Below are 12,525 nucleotides of genomic sequence, written 5' to 3' on the forward strand. Positions count from 1 at the left end.
AAATTAGACGAAAATGAATATCACAGTATTTGATGATTTGGATAAGCTGTATAAAAAAGCAGCAGATACCTTTGTTGATCTCTCAAAAAAATCTATTCAGAAACATAACCGTTTTGTGGTTGCATTAAGCGGTGGTTCTTCACCTAAAGCTATTTTTAAATTGTTGGCAACTGAAGAATATTCGGAAAAGATTGAATGGAACAAGGTCTACTTTTTTTGGGTGGATGAGCGATGGGTTTCTTTAGATGATGAAAAAAGCAATGCGAAGATGACGTTTGAATCACTTTTCGATCAGGTTCCCGTAAATAAAGAGCAAATTTTTCCAATGTATCAGGACGGAATAAGTCCGGAAGATTATGCTAAAGAATACGAGCAGAAGATCAGAAATATTCTGGGAAATGAAGGCATTTTTGACTTCATCCTGTTGGGAATGGGAGATGATGGTCATACCGCTTCTCTATTTCCGGGTGAAGATGTATTAGAGGAAAAAGAAAAGTGGGTTTCTGCCTATTATCTGAAGCCTCAGGACATGTTCAGGATCACGTTGACGGCACCATTGATTAACAAAGCTGAAAATATACTGGTTGTTGCATTCGGTGAGTCAAAAAAACAGGCATTGAATGAAGTTCTTAATGGAGAATACAATCCTGCATTATATCCACTACAGCTTATTGATAAAAAAGAAGGCTTCCAGTTTTTCACAGATGAAAAAGCGAAAGGCTAAAATAAAACCTCATCGTACTGTTTTATTTTGAGTTGAAGCTTTAATAATATAACAAACGTTGCACGTTTTGAAGGTACTAAAATGTCCGAACCATTGAAAAATGATTCGGACATTTTTATATCCTGTTGATCAGTATGAAGGATATAAAAATTTAGCGAATGTACTGCCAATAAAGAGCAAAAATGTCAACATATGTTGAATGTTTTAAAAATTTTGAAATCTACATTTGCTCTATTAATTCAATACAAAAAATATCATGAAACGTATATTATTTAGTCTGTTTGCTTTTAGCATAGGATGTCTGGCCTTTTCACAAAATAAGAACCACAATGTCATCAATCAGCAAAACAATACAGGTTCTGTCATCATCAAAAATCCAAAAGCTCTTTTTGATCCCACTCCGTTTGCTTTTTCTCATTCTGCAGCTCCTGAAGGTGAAGGTAAATATGTATTCATATCCGGACAAAGCGGTGGCGAAGATTTGAAACATAGTCTTTCCAAAGATTTTAGAACCCAGGTGAAATATGCCTTGAAAAATCTGGAAACAGTTCTTGCGGACTATGGACTCGGAGTTAATGATGTTCTGAAAATCACCATACTTATGGTTGATCATGATCAGGAAAAGCTTACAATCTGGACAGAGGAAATGCATGCAACTTGGAAGAATCATCAATTCCCGGCCAGTACTCTGATTCCCGTTCCCAAATTAGCCCTGGATGATATGATGATAGAAGTTGATGCTGTTGCTTTTATGAAAAAGAATACAACAAAGTAAATTCTTTCAGACGATAAAAAAGGCTTCCGGAATGAACCGGAAGCCTTTGCTTATTTTTGCACAAAAATTAATCTTGTTTTACCAGGTTCAATAGGAACTTTCCACTCTAATTCAGAGGGATTATTTACTGATAACAAAAGCTTTTAGCTCTGCCATCAGACCGTTTTCAAATCTCCAGATAAGCATGGTAATGCGACAGTGGTTAATTAAGTTGATAATTGGCAAGCACCAGGCTCAAAATAAAATGAACATAATTCTGATCAGCTTCCTGTCTGTTGATCAGTCTGTTTTTATAATCATATGAATTCAGGACCTGTATCAGCTTTTGGTACGTTTCAAAATGATCGCCTTTGATTTTAACCCTTCCATTACCTTCCTTTGTTTTAATGATTTCATTATCCAAAGTCCTGACTTTAAATAAGACATAAGATAATTTGGGATGAAAATTCATTCGTCCAACGTATCTTTCCACTATATTAACCTTGAACGGATCAAATACAATTGTGTTAAATACAATATTAGAATCAGATTCCTGTGTACTGAGTTCAAGCGTATAGTTCATAAATTTAATTTTCTACAAATTTACCCAGAAGCTAAAGAAAATCAAAGTAAAAATGAAAATTATGCGACAAAAGAAATATTCAGCTGTAATTTGAGGACCCTTTTTTTGAAATTCTTTATCTGTTTTCTGCGGCTGGATCGTATTTGGCGTACCAAACAGGCATTTTCCGGAATACCTGCTAAGTCCGAAATAAAAAGTAAAAAAAGATGGGCGAAGAGTATTTTTAATTAATTATATTCATAGTATCATTTTGGGTTATAATATAAGATATGAGAAAATTTTTGATGCTACTTGGTATGTGCAATGTATGATTTAATCTCAAGACAGCTTCCGGTCCTCTTCATGCTTCTAGCCTTTTTAATCCAAACTCAGATTAAATAAGATATTTTTTCAGCCCTTCCATAATTCCCTGCCACAAAGTATTGAAGAAACTTTTATTGGGATCACGTTTTACATCAACTTCTACATGATTGGGTTCTCCCTTGGAATCGTTTTTAACAAAAATATTGGCAATAGCGCTGAGGACTTTCTTCTCTTTCCCTGTATTTTTATTTAAAAAGTTCACATGCATGTCAGTGTATTTAAAATAAAAGTTCCCACCAATTTTATTGCTGTTGCCCTTATAATCAAATTTCAAATATTGAATCTGACCGTCGAGACTCACATTAAGATAAGGTCTTACAAACAGGTTGGCATTGTCTACAGAAAGATTTTTTATGGTTCCATTGATTGTGTAGTCATCATTTTTATTGGCCACATCAAATTGCCAATGCACATCGGTAGGGGCATCTCCAAAAAAATTAAAATTTGAATCCACTTTCACCAATGTTGGCTTTCCTTTCATCTTTGCATTGTTTACATCTTTGATTTTTGCATTAAAATCCCCGAAGGTAATTTTACCAGGGATATTTGCTTTTTCCGCCACTTCTTCATAGGAAAGTTTTGAGTTTTTGATGTTTATCTGATTGATATATAGCGGGAATTTCACGTCACGAAGTTTTTTACTGAACATATACCGTACACCAATGTCATCTGGTGGCGCTAGATCATGATAAATATTACAGTCGATTCCGTCAAAAATAATTTGATCCAGGTTTATACTTGTTTTTGCACCCAATACTGAGTTCCTGTCAGTAATCATAATAGATTTTGCCTTTATCGTATAAAGATCCTCTTCAACGGCAATTAAACGGTTAAACTGGGCTCGCGAATATTTAGGAAGAAAAGCAAAATTAGTAACAGCCGTCACTTTTCCGGTATTTTTTATATGATCAACTTTCAGGCGGTAATATTTTCCGGCATCAACATCAATCTTACGGGCAGTGATCAATTGATTTTTAACGTGAAAAGGAACCGATTCTTTAAGGATATCTCTGTTGGTGGTCACTGAATTGAGTTGTACATTAAATTGGTCCACCTTTAATTTTTCATGACCTTCTTTTTTCTGGGTAAATCTTCCGTCTATAATATGAAGCTCTCCCAGATGGGCCAGCAGGTCCGGTGTTGCGTTGTTACTTTTTTTAGCCTTCGTTTTATGCGTTGCGGTAATGATTTCTATAGCAGGACGGTATACATTGATTTTGCCGAGCTGAAGCTGTAATTGCTGTCCAACAAATTTTGAGGTATTATTCAGTATTTCAACTTTCTCTGTTTTGATGTTGAGAAGATCTTTTGTTGTGCTTTTACCGAGGGCTTTAAACTCTACATCATTCAATAAAATATTAGCATCGTTTGACGTTATTTTTTTTATGTTCACTGCCTGCAAAGGATCAGATTTAAAATAGATGTTTTCAAATTCAATATTGTGGGTGGAAAATGCAAACGGAATCTTTTCCTTCACTGTTTTTTTGTCGAAGACAATATCTTTTAAATTCAAATGGAAATTGTCTACAGAAGCCACTTTTGTTTTATCCCGGTGCTGAACGAGAACAGAACCCTGTCCAAAATCAAGATTCTTGATACCGATCTTCAGGTTAACTTCTTTGGGATTTTCCTTTACCTCTTTTTTATTGGTTGAAGTAACGATCAGCTGAGGTTTTACGAATTTTGCATTTTCAATGATAAGAGAATCGTGATTAACGGTGAAGTTGTCTGCAGCAAGCTGGTTGATTTTTAAGTCAAAAACATTCTTTGCATTGTACAGTGCAGGACTTTCAATAGGTTTCAGATGAAATTCGGAAATATTGAGATGCTTGTTTTTCGCATCAATAGTCGTGGCATAAATCTGATAAAAATCGTTGACCGTGATAAGCACATCATGGGCATTAATTTTAAACTCTTTAAATTCAACAGGTAGTTTTGAGGCATTTTGGCTCTGCTTAATGTCGGTAAGATTAATGTTTACATTCTTTCCGGTAATAAGATCTTTCTTGTTTTTGTCCTTAACAGAAATATTTCCGTTGGTTACCAGAATATTTTCAACCCCAAAATTCATTTTCTTTGGGGATGGATCTTTTTTCTCTTTTGGCTTACCAAGTACAACGTTTACATTGGGATCAATGAGCTGTATATTTTTGATATGATAAGAAGTATTGAAAATGGCATTCCAGATCCCGAAATTTTCGATACGCAGACTTTTAACATTCCCATTGATTTGAGTAACGGAAGGATCTTTCGTCTCTTTGGTTTTAATGCTTATGGAGTGGGCAGAAATATCACCTTTGAAAATATTAAGATTGAAATCTTCAAGACTGATTTGGTAAGGTGTTTTTTCATTTACCAGCTGTGGCAATTTGTTTTTGAGGTATATATTCAGCACAAACGGGAAAATAAGCGCTAGAAAAACCAAAATCCCAATGACAATCAGCGCGACCCTTTTTCTCTTTCCGGTTCCTTTGTTTATTAGTTTTTTTTCCATCTTATATTTTTACTGGTGTTAGTTGGCTAAGTTAATCTTTGAACTTACAATATAAATATTACTGTCCAATCCTGTTCCAATTTACATTATAATTGAAATTATTTTGCAATTTTGGTCTTTTAAATTGTATATGAGTAGATGGAGGGACATTATTGAATAACCAATAGGTTGCTGAAAAACGGATCAATTGTTCTGAATTCAGGGGTACATATTTGAAATAAGGCTTAGATGATAAAATCCAAGCCTAGTGTTCAGCTTATGTTTCTGAAGAGTAATGTCTTATGAGGATTTGCTCGTTGTTATTACTACGAGCATGTATTTTATGTCTGGTCAGACTGAAATTTTTCTATCAAGGCTCTTCTTATCAATAAATCTTTACAGATAGACTCATTTTATCATGATCCAATTTTTATAGGGAAATTAAGGTTTTTGATTTTAGTTTATTTGTGTTCTTTATGTCTTTTTATTTAGTATATTTGTATTCTAAATATTCATAAGATGCATTATTCAATTGTTAAAGATGTTATTCAATTACTTGAGGAATTTGAGGGAGAGAATAAAATGAATTCTTACCCTTCAGATGTTGATGGTTTTAAAGCATGGCTATGCGAAAAAGAATCTCATGCAGTAAAGAATGACAGTAATGAACCTTATTGGGAAGGTAAAGAAAACGGGAGAAGTCCCGAAAGTGTAATAAGCACTTCTTTGGTTCACCTTAACAGATATGCTAAATCTTACTCAAAATCTGCCATTTCCGATTCGGACTTTGCGACTCAGGAAGATTTCATTTATCTCATTAATCTTAAGGCATTTGGAGAAATGACCAAAATGGAACTTATTAAAAAAAATGTTCATGAAAAATCCGTTGGAATGTTGATTATCAATCGACTTATAAAATTAGGATGGATTGAACAGGCAGATTCAGAGACGGATAAAAGAACAAAAATCATACATATCACAAGCTCAGGCAATATCTCCTTAGAACATCAGATGCAGAAAATCAGGATGGCCACTCATATTGTCGCTGGAGATCTTAACCATTCTGAAAAAATGGAGTTGATCCGTATTTTAGGAAAATTAGAAAAATTTCACCATCCGATCTTCAGCAGGAATATAGAATCCAGAAACCTTATTGATGTCGTCAGCCAGGAATATTTATTCTTAAAAAATTAATCATGAACAAGAAAATAGCCGTCATCGGTTCAGGCTTTTCCGGATTATCTGCAGCTTCCTATTTGGCAAAAGAAGGAAATGAAGTACACGTGTTTGAAAAAAACAACGAGGTAGGAGGCAGAGCAAGACAGTTTCGGACGGAGGAAGGCTATGTGTTTGATATGGGACCAAGTTGGTATTGGATGCCGGATATTATGGAAGCATTCTTTGAGGATTTTGGAAAAAAAGCATCGGATTTTTATGAGCTTATTCCGCTGGATCCTCAGTTTGAAATGGTGTTTTCAGATGGTGTCATGAATATTCCGGACGGCTATGAGGAAATGACTGCCTTATTTGAAAGTATGGAAACGGGAGCCGGAAAAAAGCTTGACGAATTTATGCAAGATGCCCGGATGAAATATGAAATTGGGATGAAAGATTTTGTAAATAAACCTTGTCATTCATGGTTCGAGTTTATTTCACCCAAAATGGCAAAGAATGCATTAAAGCTGGATTTGCTTACCAACTTCAGCCAATTTGTAAGAAAGTATTTCAGCCACCCTAAGCTAATCACGTTGATGGAGTTTCCGGTCATCTTTTTGGGAGCAGCGCCCAGGAATATTCCTGCCTTGTACAGCCTGATGAATTATGGAGGGTATAAATTGGGAACCTGGTATCCGATGGGTGGTTTTTCAAAAGTGACTGATGCCATGATGAAGATTGCTACAGAACAGGGAGCTCATTTTCACTTTAATTCAAATGTAGAAAAAATAAAGGTTGAAAGGGACAGAGCCATCGGAATACAAGTTCATGGAGAAGACCGGCTATTTGACATGATCATTGCTTCTTCCGACTATCATCATACCGAAAATCAGCTTCTTCCTGAATCGTACAGAAACTATAAACCGTCATACTGGGAGAAAAAAACATTCGCTCCATCATGTCTTATTTATTATTTGGGAATCAAAGGGAAAATTCCCAACCTAAAGCATCACACCCTTTTCTTTGAAAATGATCTGGAGCTTCACACCCATGAAATTTATGAAGATAAGAAATGGCCTACAAAGCCTTTGTTTTACGTGTGTTGCCCATCCCAGACAGATAAAGGGATGGCTCCCGAGAACTGTGAAAATATATTCCTGTTAATGCCCGTTGCACCGGGAATAGAAGATTCTGAAGAAATGAGGGAAAAGTATTTTATTGAGATGATCGGAAGATTGGAAAAACATACCGGAACTTCAGATCTGATCTCAAAAACAGATTATAAAAGGAGCTACTGCATTAATGATTTTAAAGAAGATTACAATGCCTATAAAGGCAATGCTTACGGTCTTGCCAATACACTATCGCAAACGGCTGTTTTAAAGCCTTCCATCCGAAATAAAAAGATAAAAAATCTCCTGTATACTGGTCAGCTTACTGTTCCCGGCCCAGGAGTTCCGCCCTCCATTATTTCAGGGAAAATAGCAGCCCATGAAGCCAGCAAAATAAACTAATTATGAAAAAATTGTTTGACGACCTTTCCTATAAAGTGAGCCGAGAAACGACTAAACAATACAGTACAAGTTTTTCTCTCGGCATCATGGCGCTGTCTCCGAAACTCAGAAATCCGATCTATGCGGTTTATGGATATGTACGTCTTGCCGATGAAATTGTGGACAGCTTTCATGATTATGATAAACAGAAACTTTTATCAAGGTACAAAGAAGAAACTTTTCAGGCATTGGAAGATAAAATTTCCCTGAATCCAATTTTGCAGGCGTTTCAGGAAACAGTCCACCAATACAGGATTGATTACAGTCTTATTCACCAGTTCCTGAAAAGCATGGAAATGGACCTTCAGAAAATAGATTACAATTCAGATCTTTATAAAGAATATATCGTAGGATCTGCTGAAGTGGTGGGACTGATGTGTCTTCATATCTTTACAGAAGGAAATGCTACAGAATTTGAGAGATTGAAGCCCTACGCCATGATCCTCGGATCTGCCTTTCAGAAAGTCAATTTTCTCCGGGATATGAAAGATGATTATCAGATTTTGGGGCGCTGCTACTTCCCGAATGTTGATATTTCATATTTTGACAATACTGTGAAATCTCATATTGAAAAAGAGATCGAAGAAGAATTTAAGACCGCTTTGGAAGGAATCAAAAAACTGCCTGGTTCCGCAAGATTCGGCGTTTATCTGGCTTTCCGGTATTATATTTCGCTTTTCCGGAAAATCAAGAAAACTTCTGCCAGTAAGATCATTAACCAAAGAATAAGAATCTCAAATGGAAAGAAACTATCTTTAATGATGAGCAGCTACGTACAGTATAAAACGTCTCTTTTATAACCGAATAACATTACATAGTACGAATTACAATGATACATAAAATGTATAGAGAACAGCAGCTGAACTGTGATATAGCAACAGCATGGGAATTTTTTTCTTCAGCAAATAACCTCTCTGAAATCACTCCAAAGGATATGAATTTTATAGTCCTTACCGAAATGGCAGATGATGAAATTTATGAAGGGATGATTATTGACTATTATATTTCGCCCCTGTTAGGAATAAAAATGAAATGGAAAACGGAAATCAAACAGGTTGATTTTCAAAAAAGTTTTACAGATTCTCAGAAAAAAGGACCTTATAAACTCTGGAACCATCATCATGAATTTATAATTAACGAAAAAGGAGTTTTTATGAAAGATTCGGTGGATTATGAACTTCCTTTAGGTTTTTTGGGTGAAATAGCGCATAAAGTTTTTGTCAGAAAAAAGCTTGAGCACGTTTTCAACTACCGGTATAAAGTTTTAGAAGAACGCTTCAATAAAAAAATAAAGTAATGAATTTTCTGATTGTAGTAGGCACATTTTTCATCATGGAAGGAATGACGTGGCTTATCCATAAGTACATCATGCATGGTTTTCTGTGGATGCTTCATAAGGACCATCACGACCATAGTAATGAAGGGGCGATGGAGAAAAATGATTACTTCTTCGTTATTTTTGCTTTGCCTACGATACTTTTGATGTATTACGGAACGACACAGAATTTTAATTTCTGGTTTTACATAGCCATCGGAATCGCTTTATACGGAATGGCTTACTTTTTTGTTCATGACATCTTTATCCATCAAAGGTTTAAAATCCTGCGCAATACAGAAAATCCCTATTTACTTGCTATAAGACGTGCCCATAAACAGCATCATAAACACACCGGAAAAGAAAAAGGAGAGTGTTTTGGCTTTCTGTGGGTACCTATAAAATATTTTAAAATGTATTTTAATCAACATAAAGCCTGACCATGTTCCACTACACCTATCTTTTGATTAATTTTTTTACGGTCATCATCTGTTTTGTTTTTTCATTTCATCCTAAAATAAAATTCAACAGACATTTTTCTGCTTTTTTTAAAGCAGCATTTATTGTGGCTGTTGTATTTATCTTTTGGGATATCTGGTTTACCAAAAGAGGGGTGTGGTGGTTCAATGATGCCTATCTTTTAGGAATCCGGGTATATAACCTTCCGGTTGAAGAAATCCTGTTTTTCTTCTGTATTCCTTTTTCATGTATTTTCACATATTTCTGTCTGGATAAATTTTTCAAACTGGGCTGGAAGTCATTGCCGGAAAGAGTATTTGTGATCATTTCCATTATTTCTGCATTGGGAATAGCCTTTTACTTTCATGATAAGATTTACACTATGGTCACGTTCTTATCTACAGCTATCAGTATGTTCACACTTTATTTTGTCTTAAAAGAAAGGTGGCTTGGCAAAGCTTCATTCATCTATCTTATACTGATGCCTGGATTTTTGGTGGTCAACGGAATACTCACAGGGACAGGTCTGGAATCCCCGATTGTGAACTACAATCCCCAAAATTTCATGGGAATAAGAATGCTGACCATTCCGATAGAAGATACGGTTTATGGTTATGAAATGATTCTGTGGAATATCTATTTATTTCAAAAATTGAAGAGCAATGAGCAAAATTAATATTTTCTGGTTCAGAAGGGACCTGAGGCTGGATGACAATGCCGGTTTGTGTCATGCCCTGGATTCAGGACTGAAAGTACTTCCTGTTTTTATATTTGATACCGGAATTCTGGACCATCTTGAAGACCGATCAGACAAAAGGGTAGATTACATCCACCAGGCTCTGGAGAATATCAGTAAAGAACTTCAGACACATAATAGCGGACTCAAAACTTACCGGGGAAATCCACTCGATATCTTCAAAAGACTGGTCAAAGAGTTTGAGATTGATACGGTATTCTGCAACAGAGATTATGAACCACAGGCCATAAAAAGAGATCGGGAAGTTGCTGATCTTCTTGAAAAGAACAACGTGAAATTTTCTGACTTCAAAGATCAGGTGATATTCGAAAAAAACGATATCCTTAAAAGTGATCAGTCTCCGTATACCGTCTTTACCCCTTATTCGAAAAAGTGGAAAGAGCATTTAAAAACTATTGAAATCTATGAAACTGATTTCAGCAATTTTGCCGCAATAAAAAGCTATGAGGATATTCTTAAATTGGAAGATATTGGCTTTAAAAAGACGGAAATAAAATTTACAGAACCGTCACTGGATAAAAAAATCATCGATTCTTATCAGCAATACAGGGATTTTCCTGCCATGGATCATACGACCCATTTAGGAATTGCCCTTCGCTTTGGAACCGTTTCAGTGAGGAAATGTGTAAAATTTGCTCTTGAACATAGCGAAACATGGCTTAATGAGCTGATCTGGAGGGAGTTTTTTATGCAGATTCTGTTTCATTTTCCTTACATAGTCAACCATTGCTTTAAGAAAAAATATGAAGAGATTCCCTGGAGAAACAATGAAGATGAATTTAAAGCCTGGTGTGAAGGAAAAACGGGATATCCTATTGTAGATGCAGGAATGCGGGAACTTAATGAAACCGGTTTTATGCACAACAGAGTAAGAATGATCACGGCAAGTTTCCTCACCAAACATCTCCTGATCGACTGGAGATGGGGAGAAGCCTACTTTGCCGGCAAACTTCTGGATTATGATCTTTCCGCCAATAACGGAAACTGGCAATGGGCGGCAGGCTGTGGTTGCGATGCGGCTCCATACTTTAGAATATTCAATCCTGAAGAGCAAACCAAAAAATTTGACAAAGATTGGAAATACATCCGAAAATGGCTTCCGGGCAACTATGATCATAAACCATTGGTTGAGCATAAATACGCAAGGGAAAGAGCTTTGGAAACGTATAAAAGAGCATTGACTTAATACTTGACGAGACAACTTAAACAATCATTCATAATTAAAATAAATAACATTGGCTAAAAAAGGAATTTTATTGGTAAATCTTGGGTCGCCAAGATCTACAGCGGTAAAGGATGTAAAGGAATATCTTGATGAGTTTTTGATGGATGAAAGGGTAATAGATTACCGCTGGATTTTCCGTGCGCTGCTCGTTCGTGGAATTATTTTAAATACAAGACCCGCAAAATCAGCAGAAGCGTACAAAACAGTTTGGACGGATCAAGGCTCTCCACTGATTGTGATCACTAAAAAAGTTCAGCAAAAACTTCAAAAACTGGTTGATGTTCCTGTAGAAATCGGGATGAGGTATGCTGAACCCAGCATTGAAACGGGAATTCAGAAATTGGTTGATCAGGGTGTTTCAGAAATTGTGCTTTTTCCACTGTATCCGCAATATGCAATGAGTACAACGGAATCTGTCAAAGAAAAAGCGGAAGAAGTAAGAAAAAAGAAATTTCCAAAAGTAAGAATCAATTATATTCAGCCTTTTTACCATAGAGATATTTACATCAACTGTCTGGCAGATAGCATCAGAGAAAAGCTTCCTGAAAATTTTGATGCTTTACAGTTCTCCTATCACGGAGTTCCGGAAAGACATATTTACAAAACAGATCCCACAAAAACCTGCAATCTCAATGATTGCTGCTCCAGAGAAACGAATCCGAGTCATCAGTTCTGTTATCGCCATCAATGTTTCGATACCACTAAAAAAGTGATTGAAAAACTTAATTTACCTATAGAAAAAACCATCATTTCTTTCCAGTCAAGACTTGGAAAAGATAAGTGGATGGAGCCCTATACGGATGAAACTTTAGAAACAATTCCTTCAAAAGGAGTAAAAAATTTGGCTATCGTCTGTCCGGCTTTTGTTTCAGACTGCCTTGAAACCCTGGAAGAAATTTCAGTAGAAGGAAAAGAGCAATTCTTGCATAGTGGAGGAGAAAACTTCCATTATATTCCTTGTCTTAATGATGAAGACCGCTGGATAGAAGTGGTGAAGACCCTGTGTGAAGAAAAACTTCAGCAGTTTTATTTGTTATAAGCGAGAAATCAATTAGATGTTTTTAATCATAAAACAGATAATTCACAATGCAATGCTCTTTTTAAAAATAAAAAATAGAGTATATTTGACCCGAGAAAATATTTTTTTTCATCATTTGTGTTTTT

12 protein-coding genes are annotated in these 12,525 nt (G+C 35.8%); 10 read left to right on the forward strand and 2 right to left on the reverse strand.

Going from position 1 to position 12,525, the window contains the following annotated elements; genetic code table 11:
* Positions 1-13 precede the first annotated feature (13 nt).
* Positions 14-724, forward strand: coding sequence for a 6-phosphogluconolactonase (pgl, locus tag NZD88_RS02530; RefSeq protein WP_259827182.1), 711 nt, complete (start codon positions 14-16; stop codon positions 722-724).
* 256 nt (positions 725-980) lie between these two features.
* Complete coding sequence (locus NZD88_RS02535; protein WP_259827184.1) at positions 981-1,499, forward strand: RidA family protein; 519 nt, start codon at positions 981-983, stop codon at positions 1,497-1,499.
* A gap of 202 nt (positions 1,500-1,701) precedes the next feature.
* Here the strand turns inward: NZD88_RS02535 and NZD88_RS02540 are convergent, their stop codons facing one another.
* Together NZD88_RS02540 and NZD88_RS02545 are read right to left on the reverse strand one after the other, a co-directional pair.
* Positions 1,702-2,061 carry a prevent-host-death protein gene (locus NZD88_RS02540; protein ID WP_169234505.1) on the reverse strand — a complete coding sequence of 120 codons (360 nt, stop codon included), beginning with the start codon at positions 2,059-2,061 and terminating at the stop codon, positions 1,702-1,704.
* 373 nt (positions 2,062-2,434) lie between these two features.
* Positions 2,435-4,918 carry a DUF748 domain-containing protein gene (locus NZD88_RS02545; protein WP_259827186.1) on the reverse strand — a complete coding sequence of 828 codons (2,484 nt, stop codon included), beginning with the start codon at positions 4,916-4,918 and terminating at the stop codon, positions 2,435-2,437.
* Between the two features lie 498 nt (positions 4,919-5,416).
* On the opposite strand from NZD88_RS02545, the gene NZD88_RS02550 reads away from it, so the two are divergent.
* Genes NZD88_RS02550 through hemH form a run of 8 tightly spaced genes read left to right on the forward strand, consistent with a single transcriptional unit; the run spans position 5,417 to position 12,400 of the window.
* On the forward strand, positions 5,417-6,091 hold the full coding sequence (locus NZD88_RS02550) for a MarR family winged helix-turn-helix transcriptional regulator (protein ID WP_259827188.1): 675 nt from the start codon (positions 5,417-5,419) through the stop codon (positions 6,089-6,091).
* Positions 6,092-6,093: 2 nt separating this feature from the next.
* Positions 6,094-7,566: a phytoene desaturase family protein gene (locus NZD88_RS02555; protein ID WP_259827190.1), complete on the forward strand. Its 1,473-nt coding sequence runs from the start codon at positions 6,094-6,096 to the stop codon at positions 7,564-7,566.
* A gap of 2 nt (positions 7,567-7,568) precedes the next feature.
* Entirely contained in the window at positions 7,569-8,405 is an 837-nt protein-coding gene (locus tag NZD88_RS02560) for a phytoene/squalene synthase family protein (protein ID WP_259827191.1), read from the forward strand.
* 29 nt (positions 8,406-8,434) lie between these two features.
* On the forward strand, positions 8,435-8,902 hold the full coding sequence (locus NZD88_RS02565; protein ID WP_259827193.1) for an SRPBCC family protein: 468 nt from the start codon (positions 8,435-8,437) through the stop codon (positions 8,900-8,902).
* Entirely contained in the window at positions 8,902-9,360 is a 459-nt protein-coding gene (locus tag NZD88_RS02570) for a sterol desaturase family protein (RefSeq protein WP_259827195.1), read from the forward strand. Before NZD88_RS02565 ends, NZD88_RS02570 begins: the two co-directional genes overlap by 1 nt.
* Positions 9,361-9,362: 2 nt before the next feature.
* Positions 9,363-10,055: a lycopene cyclase domain-containing protein gene (locus NZD88_RS02575; protein ID WP_259827196.1), complete on the forward strand. Its 693-nt coding sequence runs from the start codon at positions 9,363-9,365 to the stop codon at positions 10,053-10,055.
* Positions 10,042-11,322 carry a cryptochrome/photolyase family protein gene (locus tag NZD88_RS02580; RefSeq protein WP_259827197.1) on the forward strand — a complete coding sequence of 427 codons (1,281 nt, stop codon included), beginning with the start codon at positions 10,042-10,044 and terminating at the stop codon, positions 11,320-11,322. Before NZD88_RS02575 ends, NZD88_RS02580 begins: the two co-directional genes overlap by 14 nt.
* 49 nt (positions 11,323-11,371) lie before the next feature.
* Positions 11,372-12,400: a ferrochelatase gene (gene hemH / locus NZD88_RS02585; protein ID WP_259827198.1), complete on the forward strand. Its 1,029-nt coding sequence runs from the start codon at positions 11,372-11,374 to the stop codon at positions 12,398-12,400.
* Positions 12,401-12,525: the final 125 nt, after the last annotated feature.

The organism is Chryseobacterium pyrolae, from assembly GCF_025153485.1.
Classification (GTDB): Bacteria; Bacteroidota; Bacteroidia; order Flavobacteriales; family Weeksellaceae; genus Chryseobacterium; species Chryseobacterium antibioticum.

Bases quoted from the DNA above. Each gene is read 5' to 3' on its own strand.
- pgl (WP_259827182.1), top strand. From the start codon at position 14: ATGAATATCACAGTATTTGATGATTTGGATAAGCTGTATAAAAAAGCA.
- NZD88_RS02535 (WP_259827184.1), top strand. From the start codon at position 981: ATGAAACGTATATTATTTAGTCTGTTTGCTTTTAGCATAGGATGTCTG.
- NZD88_RS02540 (WP_169234505.1), bottom strand. From the start codon at position 2,061: ATGAACTATACGCTTGAACTCAGTACACAGGAATCTGATTCTAATATT.
- NZD88_RS02545 (WP_259827186.1), bottom strand. From the start codon at position 4,918: ATGGAAAAAAAACTAATAAACAAAGGAACCGGAAAGAGAAAAAGGGTC.
- NZD88_RS02550 (WP_259827188.1), top strand. From the start codon at position 5,417: ATGCATTATTCAATTGTTAAAGATGTTATTCAATTACTTGAGGAATTT.
- NZD88_RS02555 (WP_259827190.1), top strand. From the start codon at position 6,094: ATGAACAAGAAAATAGCCGTCATCGGTTCAGGCTTTTCCGGATTATCT.
- NZD88_RS02560 (WP_259827191.1), top strand. From the start codon at position 7,569: ATGAAAAAATTGTTTGACGACCTTTCCTATAAAGTGAGCCGAGAAACG.
- NZD88_RS02565 (WP_259827193.1), top strand. From the start codon at position 8,435: ATGATACATAAAATGTATAGAGAACAGCAGCTGAACTGTGATATAGCA.
- NZD88_RS02570 (WP_259827195.1), top strand. From the start codon at position 8,902: ATGAATTTTCTGATTGTAGTAGGCACATTTTTCATCATGGAAGGAATG.
- NZD88_RS02575 (WP_259827196.1), top strand. From the start codon at position 9,363: ATGTTCCACTACACCTATCTTTTGATTAATTTTTTTACGGTCATCATC.
- NZD88_RS02580 (WP_259827197.1), top strand. From the start codon at position 10,042: ATGAGCAAAATTAATATTTTCTGGTTCAGAAGGGACCTGAGGCTGGAT.